Genomic DNA, 15,958 nt, shown 5'->3' on the forward strand with positions numbered 1-15,958 from the left:
GATTGCTATATTTTTGTGGTAACTGTAAATCGCAAGTAAACTTGGCTGTCGTCCGCAGAGCCGGACTAAAGGAAGAAGGGAAGACGGTACTTGTATCTGGTATAATAATAACTAATGACTATTGACTGCTGACTATTGACTACTGACTAAATTATGCAATTTATCGATCGAGCAGATATTCAAGTCGCAGCCGGCAAAGGCGGCGACGGTATGGTAGCTTTTCGCAGAGAAAAGTATGTTCCGGCGGGCGGGCCCAGCGGCGGCACGGGCGGGCGGGGCGGTTCTGTGTTTATGGTGGCGGTGGAAAGCCTGCAAACGCTGCTAGATTTTCAGTACAACCGGATTTTTAAAGCGGAAGACGGGAAGCGCGGCGCGCCGAAGAATATGACGGGGGCTTCGGGGGACGATCGCACAATTGAAGTTCCCTGCGGTACAGTTGTTTACGACGCGGAAACTCAGGCAATCTTAGCAGATTTAGTAAGGCCGGGACAGACTTTTTGCGTTGCCCAAGGCGGCAAAGGCGGTTTGGGGAATAAGTGTTTTCTGACTAATTCTAACCGCGCTCCTGATTATGCGATGCCGGGAAAAGAAGGCGAACACAAATTTTTGCGTTTGGAATTGAAGCTATTAGCTGAAGTGGGTATTCTCGGGCTGCCGAATGCTGGCAAATCCACTTTAATTTCTGCTTTGTCTGCGGCTCGCCCCAAGATAGCAGATTATCCGTTTACTACTTTGGTCCCGAATTTGGGCGTAGTCAGAAAACCGACTGGCGACGGTACGGTGTTTGCAGATATTCCGGGATTGATTGAGGGGGCTCACGAAGGTGCGGGTTTGGGTTACGAGTTTTTGCGGCACATCGAACGAACTCGGTTGTTGCTGCATTTGATCGATATTACGGATGAAGATCCGATCGCCAATTACGTCACAATTCAGGAAGAGTTGAAAGCTTACGGGCGGGGTTTGGCCCAGAAACCGCATATTTTGGCTTTTAATAAGGTAGATGCGATCGACCTCGAAAGCGAAGAAATCGCTAATTTAACCAGCCGACTTAAAGAAATTAGCGGTGGTTCGATTTTGTTTATTTCGGCTGTGAGTCGAGTTGGGTTGGATGAATTGATGCAGCAAGTTTGGCAGAAACTCGACGAGATGAACGAGAAAGAGGCGGCGCAACTCGAAGTCGTGGCGAGTGTTTAATCGCTTTCTGGTTCGTGGAATTTCCGTGAATGGGTAGGTGTTTTTTTGAGAAGTTCAAATCTTTCGGCTGTATGGCTTGTGTGGCAAGGGTTTGAGCCTCTATGCTGAAAAAAACGATTCACGGAAACGCTGAAATTATTGCTGTGTATAGCTTTGATGGTTGTTGAAAATTTTGTCTCTTGACAGGGCGGTGGCTGAAATGATATTTTGTAGATGCTTCACGGAACTGTACCTTGAAAACTAAATACTGTAAGGCTTCTGGCACGGGCGGCCGGAATCAACCTAAATCCCTATCAGGGATTGAAACCCCCCATTACACTAAGTACCTGCCATCGCGCTAAAGGCCGGAATCAACCTAAATCCCTATCAGGGATTGAAACGTTTTGTGCTGCTGGAACTTTGTCCACCAATTCTGGCCGGAATCAACCTAAATCCCTATCAGGGATTGAAACAGCGGGGCAAGCAGATATTAACCCGGAGATAATTGCCGGAATCAACCTAAATCCCTATCAGGGATTGAAACTGGGCTAACCGAGTGATCCGACTGGTACTCGCCGACCAATGCCGGAATCAACCTAAATCCCTATCAGGGATTGAAACCCGTATCAGCAAGTTGCACCGGGTGTGAAAATCGCAAGCCGGAATCAACCTAAATCCCTATCAGGGATTGAAACAATTGCAGCTCGCTCACGAGTAGGCTCCAGGACTTGCAAATGCCGGAATCAACCTAAATCCCTATCAGGGATTGAAACATTTCTGATGTTCCTCATCAAGGATTTTGGATTATTTGCCGGAATCAACCTAAATCCCTATCAGGGATTGAAACAGTTAGAATTCTACATTAATGCAGCGGATGAGGTTGAATTAAAGCCGGAATCAACCTAAATCCCTATCAGGGATTGAAACGTTTTGTCGATTCCAGCGAAACCGAGTAGGTTCTCGATCGCCAGCCGGAATCAACCTAAATCCCTATCAGGGATTGAAACTTGACTTGACACCTACAGGTTTAGAGCCAGCCGCGCCGGAATCAACCTAAATCCCTATCAGGGATTGAAACATTTTATTCAAAAAGTTATTAGGAGACTTTTGAGCCGGAATCAACCTAAATCCCTATCAGGGATTGAAACATGTTTGACATAGCTATTACAACCCAAGCACCTACGCCGGAATCAACCTAAATCCCTATCAGGGATTGAAACCTGGGCGATCGCCTCAGCTACCACCAGCTCCGGCGCCGGAATCAACCTAAATCCCTATCAGGGATTGAAACCTAAAAATAATAACACAGAGCTTGAAGTGCTAGAGCCGGAATCAACCTAAATCCCTATCAGGGATTGAAACTAAAGAGAAAACTCTAACTGAATGTGCGTACTTTTGCCGGAATCAACCTAAATCCCTATCAGGGATTGAAACCTAACGCGATACAATGCGTACATCCATCTAAAACAAAAGCCGGAATCAACCTAAATCCCTATCAGGGATTGAAACGTGCCGACTTTACGGCAAATCATAGGGGCACTGACGCCGGAATCAACCTAAATCCCTATCAGGGATTGAAACTCTAGACCCAAATCTCTAAAGTGACAAAACTCAATTGCCGGAATCAACCTAAATCCCTATCAGGGATTGAAACTGCATCGTCCAGGGTCGATTATTGGATTTTTTGGACGCCGGAATCAACCTAAATCCCTATCAGGGATTGAAACTATATTGATCCAGTCAAAGAGCCGTTTATAGAAACGGTTGAGGCCGGAATCAACCTAAATCCCTATCAGGGATTGAAACTGGTCGCGGGCAGTACACAGATTACGAGTGGTATGCGCCGGAATCAACCTAAATCCCTATCAGGGATTGAAACCTGACAATCCTCTAATAATTTGAGCAAAACTATTGGCCGGAATCAACCTAAATCCCTATCAGGGATTGAAACAAAATTCCATATTCGCTGAGTAAAACCAACCCCCCGCCGGAATCAACCTAAATCCCTATCAGGGATTGAAACTGTTTGCTTCTGGCGAATAACCGACAAAAGTCCCAGCCGGAATCAACCTAAATCCCTATCAGGGATTGAAACCAGTTTTCCATCGACCATCGCGATACATCAATCGCCGGAATCAACCTAAATCCCTATCAGGGATTGAAACCTAACCAGCTCACTTGCCCTCTCTCGAGTGAGGGCCGGAATCAACCTAAATCCCTATCAGGGATTGAAACGTGCCGATAAACCTTAAGCAATTCTTCCATCAAGCCGGAATCAACCTAAATCCCTATCAGGGATTGAAACTTTAAAAACCGCTCGGATTTTTGCGCCAATCCGACTAGCCGGAATCAACCTAAATCCCTATCAGGGATTGAAACTGATTCATCAGACCGATCGCGCCAATATTCAATGCCGGAATCAACCTAAATCCCTATCAGGGATTGAAACGATCGTTACGGCAGAACAGTTGCTCAACTTTGGAATAATCACGCCGGAATCAACCTAAATCCCTATCAGGGATTGAAACCTGGTGCTTGCATGGGGTACCGTCTTTGGAGTAAGTGCTGGGCCGGAATCAACCTAAATCCCTATCAGGGATTGAAACTGATTTTGTTCGTTGAACAAACTCGCATAATTAAAATGCCGGAATCAACCTAAATCCCTATCAGGGATTGAAACACTTTTTGCTGAATAAAAAACTAAAACCTGAAAAACTAAGCCGGAATCAACCTAAATCCCTATCAGGGATTGAAACTTTACTGAGCTTAGCGGTAATGCAATCTCTAGGGCCGGAATCAACCTAAATCCGTATCAGGGATTGAAACCAATGAGCAAGATCCCTACACCCTCGCTTTTCCCGCCGGAATCAACTTAAATCCCTATCAGGGATTGAAACATTTTATGGAAGTTTCGCAAAAACCCTTGACGTGCGATTATGATTGCCGGAATCAACCTAAATCCCTATCAGGGATTGAAACGCTACATATTCAAAGTAGCTTTTTGGCTGTCCACTTGGTGAGCCGGAATCAACCTAAATCCCTATCAGGGATTGAAACTTCCAAGTGCGATCGCCAATTTCTGCTTTTAGCAAAGATTGGGCAAGCCGGAATCAACCTAAATCCCTATCAGGGATTGAAACAGTATAGGAGTCTCCCAAGGGTCATCTATTTTACCGCCGGAATCAACCTAAATCCCTATCAGGGATTGAAACAATGCCTCGCAGGCTTCCTCGGGTGTGGTTCTCCTGAAGCCGGAATCAACCTAAATCCCTATCAGGGATTGAAACGGATCTAAATAAATCTCCTGATTTTTGGAAAGACGAATTCCGCCGGAATCAACCTAAATCCCTATCAGGGATTGAAACGTCCAAATTCCCTCTACGATATCTTGCGATACTTCTCGTGCCGGAATCAACCTAAATCCCTATCAGGGATTGAAACAGCCAAGTCCCGCTTCCTTCTGCTTTGGGATTAGCCGGAATCAACCTAAATCCCTATCAGGGATTGAAACAAGATATCCCGCCCGGGGTTCGCCACTGCAAAGCAACAAAGCCGGAATCAACCTAAATCCCTATCAGGGATTGATATCATGTCCGATCGATTAACCATAATATCCCGGTCGGGGCGGGTTTTTGAGATGGTCAATTATTGGCAGGTATTGTTGGTGAACCCGCCCCTACAAAAATCGCCGTCGCTCGACCGGACATGATATGAAATTGCATTCAGTGCCAAAAAACTTGGGAAATTACACTCATCGCACAAAAAAATCACCAAATTTTATTGAGGCTTGGTATGCGTAGTTTGGCAATTCAAAGCGAGGACAGACTTAAGCAACTCCATTTTACCAAAGACAGAATTAGCCTCGATTGGATGGATGGGCCAACCATTACCCTACCTCTAGTTTCCTATCCCCGATCGCCGAATGCGACACCCGCACAGCCCCAGAAGTGGCAAGTACGCTTAATTAATGATTTCTCTAATATCATGTCCGGTCGATTACCCTGATTCCTGTAGGGGCGGGTTCACCAATAATATTTGCCCCTAACGGACAATCTCACAAACGGGCCCCGGCAATTGTATTATGGGTGATCGATCGGACATGATACTCCCTTCCCGGTAGAAGACTATCTACTTCTTCCTTCTTCCTTCTTCCTTCGTGTCCTTCGCGCCTTCGCGGTTCAATAATACTAATTCTTCCGGCCCGAAACGAGTATAATATCAATTCCGGTTGCATTGGAATGATTAAACCGCAGAGAACGCTCTTAACGCAGAGTCAGAGAACAGAGAGATGAATACAGGACGATGCTAACGGATTTGATATAATCGGGCGATCGCTATTTAACAACTTCAGTCCTCGACGCATCAACACCAAGAAACCGGGTTTTTTACCGTTTCTGGGGCTGTAACAAAGTATTTCGTGAAAAACCCGGTTTCTGAGTACCTGCGAGTAAGTCCGAAGTATTGTTAAATTCCGCTTGACTCGCGGATTCGCCCATTATAATCAACTCTGATTCGGGCATCTTGAAAAACAGTAACAACCGATTCTACAGTATAGACAGACGTACCGGGTTTGTAGCCCTTAAAAGTAAAAGTCCAACTTCCATCGCCATTGTCAACAAACGGCGATTCCTTAGAAGTACCGTGCATAGAAGCTTCAGCTCGATAGTTGCCTAAACCCCCATTCGCAGCTTCTGCTGCTTGACGGGCCAAGTTTTTTGCCCGATTCAGTTCGATATTGTTGTTAATCACTCTCACGCCGTCCGTCTGATATTCAGGAACAGGATTAGCATTACTCAAGGTGGGGAAGACTCCGACGGCTAAAGTAGAGAGCGCTACCAGACAAGCAACCCGGATGTTTAGTTTCATAATACAAACTGATTTATAGTTGGATAAAGTCTACAACACTTGCCGAAAAAACCCGGTAGAATTTTCAATCTTTAATTTTCACTTGTGAATCGGCTGGCATTTCCCCACCGTTCAAATAGCGGTAACTCATCCGAGAAATATCCCGAATTAATGTTTGAGCTGGCTTCTCAGTTTCCGGCGGATGCTTCACCATCACCGCCACCAAATAACGCTTACCGTTCGGCAAATCCACCATCCCCGCATCCGCAAGCATTGTATTAATATTTCCAGTTTTGTGAGCAATAACTGAACCCTCGCCCAAACCTTTCGGCAGCAAAGAATCGTTTTTAGTTTGGCGCATGATTTGCAAAATGCGATCGCGCGATTTCACCGATACCAAACTCCCCCGATCGATCTGGGCTATGATATTAATCAAATCCTGGGGACTGGTAGTATTAGTTCCCTCCAAATCCGGCAAGTTATTGCGGATAACCGTCGCCCTCAAACCCCAATTTGCAAACTGCTGATTCAACACCTCAGCACCTCCCAACAACTCAATCATCATATTTGTCGCCGTATTGTCGCTGACAACAATCATATTTTTAGCAACTTCCAAAGCCGAATACTTCTTACCCGGTGCGTCGTCTTGCATCTCCCCAGAACCGCCGACAATGTGTTCCGACTTCAGCGTCAGCATCTGATCTAACTGCACTTTGCCATCTTCTACTGCTTGGAAAAAAGCTACTAAAATTGGTACTTTAATCGTGCTAGCTGAAGCAAAAGCAGTATCGCCGTTAAAATTTAGGTAGCTTCCAGTATCTAAATCGACTAGAAATATTCCCGCTGTCAAAGTAGGATTTTCTGTTGCTAAAACCTGAACTTGCGTTTTCAAAGCCCCTAATTCTTGATTCAGTTGCAGCGCTTCTGGGGCGGCCGCTGCTGCAGATGCGCTATCGGCTGGGTTTTTCTGCCCTGCGGTGGTTTCTTCTTCTGCCGCTACAGTCGATGCTCGAGTCACACCATTCACCACAGACAGCACGGTCCCGCAAATCACCGCAATCCCAACTCCCAAAATCAGCAAGCGAGTAGCGTACACCAACGGCGGCACGGTGCGAGGTGCAGAGCGTTTGCCGGGTCTCTGGCTCGCTTGGGGACGCGGTTGCGACACAAGGGGTTTTTTGGTATTTGGGCGCGATCGCGTGTCTGGAATGCGCGCAGAAGGCTCCAGGGGAGTTGCAGTCGAAAGCTCGCTGTTGGGATTGCTGGCGATCGAACTCACATTTTCCCGATTCGGGTTGGGAAAATCGAACAAATCCACAGCAGCGAGGCTTTTTTTGCCTGGTTGGCGACTGTTTGACGGGGGAATTTTGCTGATTCTGGGTTTTCTGGGGTTAATGGCAGATCTAGGATCGGATAAAAAGTCTTGTGCAGTCAATTCTTCCGAAGGTTCCGGAGAATTGGCTCTAATTCTGCTGCTGCGGCCCTGTTGCGGTGCCAAAGTCGGAGGTTGTGGCGATCGAATTTCTGAATTGCCGTTTTGCGGCCGGGCCCGGCGGCGGCCCGAGTTGCCAGACTGACTTGCTTTGCCGGACTTAGGCTGCTTTGAGCCGGAGTTGGGAGAGGATATCGAGGATATCACCGATAATATCGATCCTTTGGGAAACCGCTCTGCCACGTCTTACTCCTTCATCACTACTGTAAAGTTCAAGTTTAAGATTTTTGTGCTTGCCAGCCAATCGATTTTAGATTTTAGATTTTAGATTTTAGATTTGCCGCAGACGCTGAATGGTATCAGCAACCGGGTTTATCGATTTTAGATTTTAGATTTTAGATTTTAGATTTGCCCCAGACGCTGCATGGTACGAGCAACCGGGTTTATCGATTTTAGATTTTAGATTTTAGATTTGCCCCAGACGCTGCATGGTATCAGCAACCGGGTTTATTGCTCACAAATTATCGCAAAGCTTAGGTTTTTAGTCAAGAAACCCGGTTATGAAGGTCACAAGTCGGTGCAAGACTTTTCTTTGTGAAAAAAATCCTCAATCTCACATCCCCAATTATCAGCATTTCTCCTAGCTATCCGTTGGATTTTCTGGCAACGCCCCATCCAGAGTATCAGAAACTGTCTCTCGCAGCTCAGTTTTCATTGCCCATTCTGTTTGGCGGAGGACGCCCCGCAGCATGGCGACTTCCTCAATTGTCGGATAGGCCCTATTGTACAAACGCCGAAATTTTTCCATCCGACTGGCTGCTGTGTGCGGCTGCAAATATCCTATTTTGAGTAGCAGCGTTTCTAGTTGCTGGTAATATCCCTCTAAATTTTCCAAGGGTGCACTGGTGACGGGAGGGGAGGGATTTTCTGTCTGGCTGGTTGCAAGTTGTTCTTGGTAACAAGTTGATAAATTATCTGTTGCATCTATTGAAGAGGCAGAGCCTCTGGATATGCGTTCCCTGGCTGAGCCTGGGAACGAGGCTTCTTCTTCTTCCTGCTTCTGTCTTCCTTCTTTCGTCTTCCCTCTTCCTTTTTCCGTTTTCCTGACATCCGTTACATCCGTTACAGAATCCGTTGCCGAACTTCCTTCTTCCCGATACAGTTCGTAGCAGCAGATAGCGACTGCTTGGGCGAGATTTAGGGAAGTGTAGGCATCGCTGCTGGGAATGCGGATCAGGCGCTGAGCGCGGTTTAATTGGGCATTGGTCAAGCCGCAGTCTTCTGGGCCGAAAATTAGGGCGCTGGGGGCTTCTAGGAGCCAAGGCAAGGCGTCTGCGGGATCTTCTAGTTTTGTTGGCAACGATCGACTATCGTCTCCTGTAGTCGCGATCGCTCTGACACACCCAATCAAAGCAGCCGGCAAACTCTCGACTACTTTGGCAGTTTCCAATATGTCGGCGGCCCGAACTGCCATCAGTCGGGCTTCTTCCCCTAAATGATCGCAGTGGGGATTTACCAAAACTAATTGGTGCAAACCCATATTTTTCATGACGCGGGCCACAGAACCGACATTCAATGGGCCTGCGGGTTCTACTAAGACTATTCGGATGTTGGCGTCGGCCGTTGAGAGCATTTTTATTTGGGGAGGTGTTACGCAGAAATTGGTTGTTTTGTTTGTTTTGATTAAAATTTAATCAGTAATATAATGTTCAAATTAGCATGGCCAAGCAGCGATCGAAATCAGATTTACCGATAAAAATGTGCCCGGTGTGCGATCGACCTTTTACTTGGCGCAAAAAATGGGCCGACTGCTGGGATGAGGTCAAATACTGCTCCGAACGGTGTCGTCGCCGCCGTTTGGCGGCTCAAGATTAAGAATGTAGGGTAAGTTGCTCGATCGAGGCTAAGATTGCAAAGGAAAAATTTTACTTACTTTCTTTATTAGGTTATAAATTATGGCATCGCAACAAGTGCAACCAAAGCTAGTTATTCACGGCGGTGCGGGCAGTTCTCTACACAGTAAAGGCGGCATTGAGGCGGTGCGGAAATCGCTTTACGATGTTTTGGACGAAGTTTATCCGCTGCTGAAAGACGGTGCAAGTGCCGTAGATGCAGTGGTGCGGGGCTGCCAATTGCTGGAAGATGACCCGCGATTCAATGCCGGTACTGGTTCTGTGGTGCAGTCGGACGGTCAAATTCGGATGAGTGCTTCGCTGATGGACGGTTTGATGCAGCGTTTCAGCGGGGCGATTAATGTTTCTCGCGTTCAAAATCCGATCGAACTTGCTAAATTTTTGCAGACTTCGGACGATCGCGTTCTCTCTGATTTGGGTTCGGCGGAATTGCTGCGAGAACTTCACTTGCCGATTTACGATCCGATGACGGATTTGCGTTTGCACGAGTGGATGGAGGAACGCCAAGGCAATTTTAGCAAAGCAATGGCTGACGTGGTGGCCGAACCGGCCGGTATGGGTACGATCGGAGTCGTAGCTTTGGATGTTCATGGACGCTTGGCTGCTGGGACTTCGACTGGCGGCAAGGGTTTTGAGCGGATTGGTCGGGTTAGCGACTCGGCGATGCCGGCGGGAAATTACGCCGCTGGAAGTGCCGCGGTAAGCTGTACGGGGATTGGCGAGCACATTATGGACGAGTGTTTGGCGGCGCGAATTGTGATTCGGGTAACGGACGGTTTGAGTTTGAAAGCTGCTTTTGAGCGTTCTTTTACTGAAGCTGACGAACGTCAACGGGATTTTGGCGCAATTGGAATTGATGCTAGCGGTGCTATCGCTTTCGGCAAAACTAGCGAGGTGATTTTGGGTGCTTTTCACAACGGTATGCAAATGGGCGATACTTTGGAAATGAGCCAGGGAACGTTGATTTTTGTTGCTTAAAAAGGATCTCGAGATTGTCAGTCTGCGATCGAGATACCCGACTTTTTGAACAAGTCGGGTATCTCGATCATTAGTCAACAGTCATTAGTCAACAGTCATTAGTCAACAGTCATTAGTCATCAGTCATTAGTCAACAGTCATTAGTCAACAGTCATTAGTTATTAGTCAACAGTCATTAGTTATTAATCATTAGTCATTAGTTATTAATCATTAGTCATTAGTCATTAGTCAACAGTCATTAGTCATTAGTCATCAGTCATTAGTCAACAGTCAACAAGCACGGACGGTGGAACCGGAATTGATATTCTTAAATCCGCAGTTGCCAAATTTTAACAGTACCATTCTCCGCGCCGCTGACGAGAGTTTCGCCCAAAAGCCCGATCGCCACCGCAGAAACCGGGCTAGAATGTGCATCTAAAGTATGCAGCAATTCGCCGCGAAGATTCCAAAGTCTAACAGTACCGTCAAAACAGCCTAGTGCAAAGTATTTCCCGTCGGGGCTAATTGCGGCGGCGGAAGTGATGCGAATTCCTGTTTGCAGGGAATGCAATAATTCCCCTGTTTGCAAATTCCACAGTGCGATCGTTTTGTTGCCGTGACTGACGATAATTTTGCTATCAGGAGTAATTGCCACATAATTTTCGCGGCCAAATGTTCCCCTCACTTCTCCCCCCGGCAGTTCCCACAAAGTGACTGTTGCGCGACAGAAACCGCTGACTGCGTTGAGTCCGCTGGCTACTAGCATTTTGCCGTTGGGACTCACGGCGATCGCACTTATGTCATCTCCTTGATAGCCTTCCAAAACTTGCAGCAGTTGGCCGCTGTTGAGGTGCTGAAGCTTGACAGTGCCGCGGGTGGTGCCGATCGCCAAAATTTGCCAGTCGGGGCTTACGGCGACGGATTCGTGGCGGTGTACCTCTGCCAAACGCTTCAGCAGTTGGCCGTTTTGCAGGTTCCAGAGTTTGACTGTACCCGCGCGCGATCGCGTCAGCAGCGTTTTGCTGGCGGGGCTGAAAGCAACTAGCAACACGGCTGTGGAATGTCCGAAAATCGTCTGCAGCAGTTGACCGCTGTGCAAACTCCAAATTTTCACTGTACAGTCCTCAGAACCCGTTGCGAGGAATTGTCCGTCGGGACTGATAGCTGCAGATAAAATCCTGTCTGAATGGTGGAGAGTGGCTTTTAAGATAGCGCCGGTTGAGGTTTTTGGCTGCGTTTTATACCCGGCTATTTCCAGCCAGTCGATCGCGTCTCTCCAGTTGTTGAGAGCGTTTCTGGGCCGGTTTGTCAATAATTCTATGTATCGGTACAAAGTTTTTGACAAATCAACTTCTACACCTTTGATTTGTTTGTTGAGAAAAACCGCTATTTCGGCGGGGCTGTAACCGCAAAGCAAGCCACACAAGTGCCGCTTTTGGACGGGTGTCAGCCCTCTTCTGGTGTGGGGGGCGAATTGTTGTTTGGCCTTTGACAAGTCGGCGTAAAGCTTTTGGATGTCCCAGCCGTTGCAGGCCCGTGCAAATGGTTCTTCTGGCGGATCGGGGGTAGAGGGTATCATTTGCGGCAGTCGCGATCGAGTTCCTAGTCCAATTCCTAACCAAAATCCTAACATTCGCTGTGCGCCATCGAACAGTTTTCACCGCTAATCTATTTTTAATACAGCAAACAGGGAAAAGAGTTTCAGGCTGAAAGTTCGCCTAAATCCTTACCTTTACAGTTTGCCAAACAACTATACATCAACCGGAGAAATACAAAATGTCTGGAATTGCGATGACCTTATTTTTCATTCTGGGTTTGGTTTTAAGTATTGTTGGTAATATTTGGGGATTAATTCAAGCTTTTCGAGAAGAATATCTTTGGGGAGTCCTTTACTTGCTGGTTCCATTTGCTGGCTTCTTTTTTTATATGAAGTATTGGAGCCATACAAGAATCAGAAAGACATTTTTTATGCAACTTGTTGTACTGCCAATATATTTATTTGCAGGCTTTCAGTTCGTCTCAACTATTGCAAGTTCTTTGGCGCCGTGGCTTAGTATGTTACAGCCTGGATCTAGCGAACAATCACCCTCTCCTTTTCCTTCTGATTCCAACGCTTCTCCATCAAGTGAAGAGCAATTTCCTGCTTCTGATCCATCTCCTCAAATTTCGGAAACACCAACAAGTGCAGAGCCTAATTTTGGTAGTGCAGAGCCTAATTTTGGTACTGTTGGCGGTCAACAATATGACTTCAATCAATCGATGGAGCTTGGAAAATTAGCCTACAACCAGGGAGATTTTCAAACAGCTTTAATCAATTTTAACAGAGCAGTACAAGCAAATCCCGGCGATGCTGAGGCCCTCAAGGGTGTTGAGGATACCAAAAAGGCGATCGCCCAAGCAAAGACAAAATAATCGACAGCTTAAACATTTACGGTTCTTTATCAGTCTAAGTCTGCCTGCGCAGACTTAAACCATTATCCTAGAACATTCACTTACAATTGATTAAACATAAAATCATGAAACAGACATCTGACAAGCTGGAATTCCAAGAGATGTCCGCATTTTGGATACAGCTATTAGTTGGGGGGAGTTTTTTAGTAAGCGGTTTGTTATTTGGTGGGTCTTCAGGCAATTTTTTCGTTTATTTATTTGCTGTCGTTGGTTTGTTTTTGGTGATATTTGTAGAAATTGACACCATTACATTTGATAAAAATTTCGGTCATATGACTATCAAACGGCATAAGCCACTCATTGCCAAAACGAAAGTTGTCAAACACCTGATTCAAGATATTTCTGGCGTGGAGATACAACAGATGACGAGTAGTGACAGTAGTAATACTTATCGTGTCTGTCTTGTGTTGAAATCAGGTAAGAGACGTGTTCCTCTAACTTCTTCTTTCAGCAGTGGTTTGGGAAACAAGCACAAAAAAGCTGAAATTATTGCGAATTTTTTGGATATCAGAAATTACAGTCTTGGCGGCTTTCCCAGCCAAGAATTTTCTAGCGAAGAACTTCAATGGAAGACTGTAGAAGAAGAAATTCTCCACTGGGAAACCGCACTCAAAAGTGACCCTAATGATGCTGATGCTCACATAAAATTGGCATTAGCTTTGATTAGTCAAGACAAAACAAAAAATAAAGAACAAGCAATGGGCTACCTAAAACAGGCGGAGGCTATTTTCAAAAGTCAAGGCTATGACGAGGAAGCTATGCGGGCGACCCAATTGTACGGCGTGGCTTATTGGGGAATGCTTGGAAAGTAAGGTTCAGATTATCAGGATTTACGCACTCCGACTCCTCGAAACCGGGTTTTTTACGCCCGTGTGCGGGCGGAAATAAAGTATTTTCGTCCCTCAAACCCGGTTTCTGGACTCCATCTAAGTCCTAATTATCCGACATCTAAACTTTACAGCCAAATTAGAAACAATATACGGCGAAAACGGTATGTTATACGAGGTTTGTTTGCTAATGGATGAGGGCGATCGCCTTTCTTTAGAAAATAGTTTAAATCAGAAACAGCAACAAAAAATCGCTGATTTGATTGGCAGCTATTTGAAGGCGCGATCGAACTAAAAAAATGTTCTCGACAATACTCTGTCCGTGATGATACAATTTACACAGCAGGTAAATTAGCAATTCCAGTTGTGTTATCAATAGGATAAACTTATGAAAAAGATCGAGGGTACACCATATGCTGAACTAAAGATTCAAAATTCTAACATCTGGGTAGACTTATTATCTAGCTTGCCTTTTATTCTTGTTGGATTATTTCTGGTTCTCATCTCAGCAAATACAACTCTAATTTGCCAGCGAATAGAAACCAAGCAAGGTAATTGCAAACTTACAGAATCAAAGTTATGGGGTTCACGCAGTCAAGAAATCTCTCTGGATGATTTACAGGGAGGCAAAGTTGTTCAAAAAAGGAAGGGTAGCAGCCAGGTTGTAGTTTTAACCAAAACAGGGGAAATTCCGCTGGCAAATGCTACTCGTTGGGGAGACAAAGATCGTATTGCCAATCAGATAAATTCTTTTGTTAAAAACACAGAGATTAAATCGTTAAATGTAGGTCAAGACGATCGTTGGTTTGGATGGATATTTGGAGGAATATTTGTGCTGAGTGGAGTGTTAAAATATGTTTGGCAACGCGAAAAATTATATCTTTAGAAGTTAAATTATAACGGGTGGTAGGGTTATTGACCTACCCAATTGCGACTCAAGGCGATGGAAGTTACAAAGATTGTTGATTTACCTCAATTAACAATCGTCCAAAATATCCTTTCTTAAAACTTCCTACGAATTCTAAATTGTAAAAAATCTCTAAAGCTAGGCTTTTGTAATTATTCAATTATCAAGAATTTATTAAGTCATGCTAGGGTGCTAAAAAACGGTATAGCTATCAATATTTGTGGGTATCTAAGCGAGCGCTCGCCCCAGTCAATTACCAGCGATAAATGAGGGAAAGCTATCTCAAAGCCAGCCGCACGTATACTCGGGACATTTGTTGTCCGCGAGACATTTTAGTGCTAATATATTAGCAAAATAAAAAGGCTCAGGCCATAGGAAAAATTTAAATAATATATAGCAATTCTAAATGAGTCGTAAATTTTTTACCCCACCCCAGCCCTCCCCTTACCAAAGGGAGTGAGTAAGAAATTCCCAAATGAGTTAGGATTGCTATATAAGTTAACAATTGGGCGGAGCGCAGCAAAGATAGGGGCCTGTAATATCCTTTTTTGAATCTAAGGGTAAAATAAATGAAAATAATCGAGCAAACAGCGACTGAATTAAAAATTCAGACTCGTAGCGTATTTGATTTTTGGGTGCCTAGCTGTTTGTTAATTGTATTTGGACTGAAATGCGTTGCGTTTGATTACCATTTGGTAAGCCTCTCTTGTCACCGAGTGCAAGGAAGACAAGGCAATTGTCAGTTGGTGCGATCGAGCTTGCTGGGGTCGAAGATTCAAGAAATTCAGCTTGCTTCTTTGCAGGGAGCTAAAGTTGTCAGAGCGGGCTACACCAGCAAAGTGGTACTTCTGACTGATGCTGGCTATGTTCGTTTCGCTGGAAACTATACCCACTGGGGGGATAAAGATGCTATTGTTTTGGAAATCAATTCCTTTGTTAAAAATGCGGCTCGCAGATTGCTGGAATTAAAGCAATACGACAGTTTGTTTCCCGGTCTAGCAGGCCTATTTGTGACAGCAGGAATAGCAGTAATAGCCTTCGGAAAAAAGGAAATTTATAGCTTTGATAGAAGTTTAGATACCCTGACTGTTAAACAGCAGGGTTTGTTGCGAACTAAGCTAATTCAACACTCTCTGTGCGAGATTTATGGCGTGGAAGTCGCTAGAACAAAAGATCGGGATAAAGACATTTGGTACGAAGTCAGACTGTTAGTTTGTGGAGGCTCTCGCATATCCCTGCCCAAAACTATGAACCGCTACGAGCCAGAAAAAATCGCTTTAGCGATTAAGAACTATCTGCACCAGCAAAAATAACAAAAAATACCCTAGTGCGAGAAACCCGATTTCTCAAGCTTGCCGACTGGCGCAGAAACCGGGTTTTTCACCAAAATCTCTGGTAGAGCGCCATCGCTCCCCTTATAAAAACCCGGTTTCTTTGGTATCGATGGCACAAG

General features: G+C 45.4%; 14 protein-coding genes and 1 CRISPR repeat array. Of the genes, 9 read left to right on the forward strand and 5 right to left on the reverse strand.

Annotated features, from left to right (window positions below; translation table 11 throughout):
- Positions 1-153 precede the first annotated feature (153 nt).
- Together obgE and QUB61_RS18030 are read left to right on the forward strand one after the other, a co-directional pair.
- Positions 154-1,194 carry a GTPase ObgE gene (gene obgE, locus QUB61_RS18025; protein WP_333130996.1) on the forward strand — a complete coding sequence of 347 codons (1,041 nt, stop codon included), beginning with the start codon at positions 154-156 and terminating at the stop codon, positions 1,192-1,194.
- Between the two features lie 270 nt (positions 1,195-1,464).
- Positions 1,465-4,761: direct repeats of the CRISPR family, unit length 37 nt; unit sequence GCCGGAATCAACCTAAATCCCTATCAGGGATTGAAAC.
- Between the two features lie 204 nt (positions 4,762-4,965).
- Positions 4,966-5,178 carry a DUF2442 domain-containing protein gene (locus tag QUB61_RS18030; protein ID WP_333130998.1) on the forward strand — a complete coding sequence of 71 codons (213 nt, stop codon included), beginning with the start codon at positions 4,966-4,968 and terminating at the stop codon, positions 5,176-5,178.
- A gap of 49 nt (positions 5,179-5,227) precedes the next feature.
- On the opposite strand, the gene QUB61_RS18035 is transcribed toward QUB61_RS18030, so the two are convergent.
- The 4 genes from QUB61_RS18035 to QUB61_RS18050 form a co-directional block, all read right to left on the reverse strand.
- Positions 5,228-5,407: a hypothetical protein gene (locus QUB61_RS18035; protein WP_333131000.1), complete on the reverse strand. Its 180-nt coding sequence runs from the start codon at positions 5,405-5,407 to the stop codon at positions 5,228-5,230.
- A gap of 230 nt (positions 5,408-5,637) precedes the next feature.
- Entirely contained in the window at positions 5,638-6,039 is a 402-nt protein-coding gene (locus QUB61_RS18040) for a hypothetical protein (protein ID WP_333131002.1), read from the reverse strand.
- A 64-nt stretch (positions 6,040-6,103) separates the two neighbouring features.
- The gene (locus tag QUB61_RS18045; protein WP_333131005.1) at positions 6,104-7,693 is read right to left on the reverse strand and encodes a serine hydrolase; all 1,590 of its coding nucleotides are present in this window, start codon (positions 7,691-7,693) and stop codon (positions 6,104-6,106) included.
- Between the two features lie 397 nt (positions 7,694-8,090).
- Complete coding sequence (locus QUB61_RS18050) at positions 8,091-9,083, reverse strand: RNA methyltransferase (protein WP_333131007.1); 993 nt, start codon at positions 9,081-9,083, stop codon at positions 8,091-8,093.
- 86 nt (positions 9,084-9,169) lie between these two features.
- Between QUB61_RS18050 and QUB61_RS18055 the strand changes: the two genes are divergently transcribed.
- Positions 9,170-9,325, forward strand: coding sequence for a DUF2256 domain-containing protein (locus QUB61_RS18055; RefSeq protein ID WP_333131009.1), 156 nt, complete (start codon positions 9,170-9,172; stop codon positions 9,323-9,325).
- Positions 9,326-9,405: 80 nt separating this feature from the next.
- Positions 9,406-10,341: an isoaspartyl peptidase/L-asparaginase gene (locus tag QUB61_RS18060; RefSeq protein WP_333131011.1), complete on the forward strand. Its 936-nt coding sequence runs from the start codon at positions 9,406-9,408 to the stop codon at positions 10,339-10,341.
- 307 nt (positions 10,342-10,648) lie between these two features.
- Here QUB61_RS18060 and QUB61_RS18065 read toward each other — a convergent pair whose 3' ends face one another.
- Positions 10,649-11,953 carry a WD40 repeat domain-containing protein gene (locus QUB61_RS18065; RefSeq protein WP_333131013.1) on the reverse strand — a complete coding sequence of 435 codons (1,305 nt, stop codon included), beginning with the start codon at positions 11,951-11,953 and terminating at the stop codon, positions 10,649-10,651.
- Between the two features lie 143 nt (positions 11,954-12,096).
- On the opposite strand from QUB61_RS18065, the gene QUB61_RS18070 reads away from it, so the two are divergent.
- From QUB61_RS18070 to QUB61_RS18090, 5 genes are all read left to right on the forward strand, one after another.
- On the forward strand, positions 12,097-12,732 hold the full coding sequence (locus tag QUB61_RS18070) for a hypothetical protein (RefSeq protein WP_333131015.1): 636 nt from the start codon (positions 12,097-12,099) through the stop codon (positions 12,730-12,732).
- A gap of 104 nt (positions 12,733-12,836) precedes the next feature.
- Positions 12,837-13,583 carry a hypothetical protein gene (locus QUB61_RS18075; RefSeq protein ID WP_333131017.1) on the forward strand — a complete coding sequence of 249 codons (747 nt, stop codon included), beginning with the start codon at positions 12,837-12,839 and terminating at the stop codon, positions 13,581-13,583.
- Between the two features lie 181 nt (positions 13,584-13,764).
- Positions 13,765-13,893 carry a hypothetical protein gene (locus tag QUB61_RS18080; protein ID WP_333131019.1) on the forward strand — a complete coding sequence of 43 codons (129 nt, stop codon included), beginning with the start codon at positions 13,765-13,767 and terminating at the stop codon, positions 13,891-13,893.
- Between the two features lie 93 nt (positions 13,894-13,986).
- Positions 13,987-14,484, forward strand: coding sequence for a hypothetical protein (locus QUB61_RS18085; RefSeq protein ID WP_333131022.1), 498 nt, complete (start codon positions 13,987-13,989; stop codon positions 14,482-14,484).
- A gap of 590 nt (positions 14,485-15,074) precedes the next feature.
- A complete protein-coding gene (locus tag QUB61_RS18090; RefSeq protein WP_333131024.1) occupies positions 15,075-15,818 on the forward strand; it encodes a hypothetical protein in 744 nt (247 codons plus the stop codon).
- The last annotated feature ends 140 nt before the right edge of the window (positions 15,819-15,958 follow it).

It is taken from the genome of Microcoleus sp. C2D2 (assembly GCF_036702495.1).
In the GTDB taxonomy this organism is placed as follows: Bacteria; Cyanobacteriota; Cyanobacteriia; order Cyanobacteriales; family Microcoleaceae; genus Microcoleus.

Bases quoted from the DNA above. Each gene is read 5' to 3' on its own strand.
- QUB61_RS18050 (WP_333131007.1), bottom strand. From the start codon at position 9,083: ATGCTCTCAACGGCCGACGCCAACATCCGAATAGTCTTAGTAGAACCC.
- QUB61_RS18060 (WP_333131011.1), top strand. From the start codon at position 9,406: ATGGCATCGCAACAAGTGCAACCAAAGCTAGTTATTCACGGCGGTGCG.
- obgE (WP_333130996.1), top strand. From the start codon at position 154: ATGCAATTTATCGATCGAGCAGATATTCAAGTCGCAGCCGGCAAAGGC.
- QUB61_RS18080 (WP_333131019.1), top strand. From the start codon at position 13,765: ATGTTATACGAGGTTTGTTTGCTAATGGATGAGGGCGATCGCCTTTCT.
- QUB61_RS18085 (WP_333131022.1), top strand. From the start codon at position 13,987: ATGAAAAAGATCGAGGGTACACCATATGCTGAACTAAAGATTCAAAAT.
- QUB61_RS18035 (WP_333131000.1), bottom strand. From the start codon at position 5,407: ATGCAACCGGAATTGATATTATACTCGTTTCGGGCCGGAAGAATTAGT.
- QUB61_RS18030 (WP_333130998.1), top strand. From the start codon at position 4,966: ATGCGTAGTTTGGCAATTCAAAGCGAGGACAGACTTAAGCAACTCCAT.
- QUB61_RS18070 (WP_333131015.1), top strand. From the start codon at position 12,097: ATGTCTGGAATTGCGATGACCTTATTTTTCATTCTGGGTTTGGTTTTA.
- QUB61_RS18040 (WP_333131002.1), bottom strand. From the start codon at position 6,039: ATGAAACTAAACATCCGGGTTGCTTGTCTGGTAGCGCTCTCTACTTTA.
- QUB61_RS18090 (WP_333131024.1), top strand. From the start codon at position 15,075: ATGAAAATAATCGAGCAAACAGCGACTGAATTAAAAATTCAGACTCGT.
- QUB61_RS18075 (WP_333131017.1), top strand. From the start codon at position 12,837: ATGAAACAGACATCTGACAAGCTGGAATTCCAAGAGATGTCCGCATTT.
- QUB61_RS18065 (WP_333131013.1), bottom strand. From the start codon at position 11,953: ATGTTAGGATTTTGGTTAGGAATTGGACTAGGAACTCGATCGCGACTG.
- QUB61_RS18055 (WP_333131009.1), top strand. From the start codon at position 9,170: ATGGCCAAGCAGCGATCGAAATCAGATTTACCGATAAAAATGTGCCCG.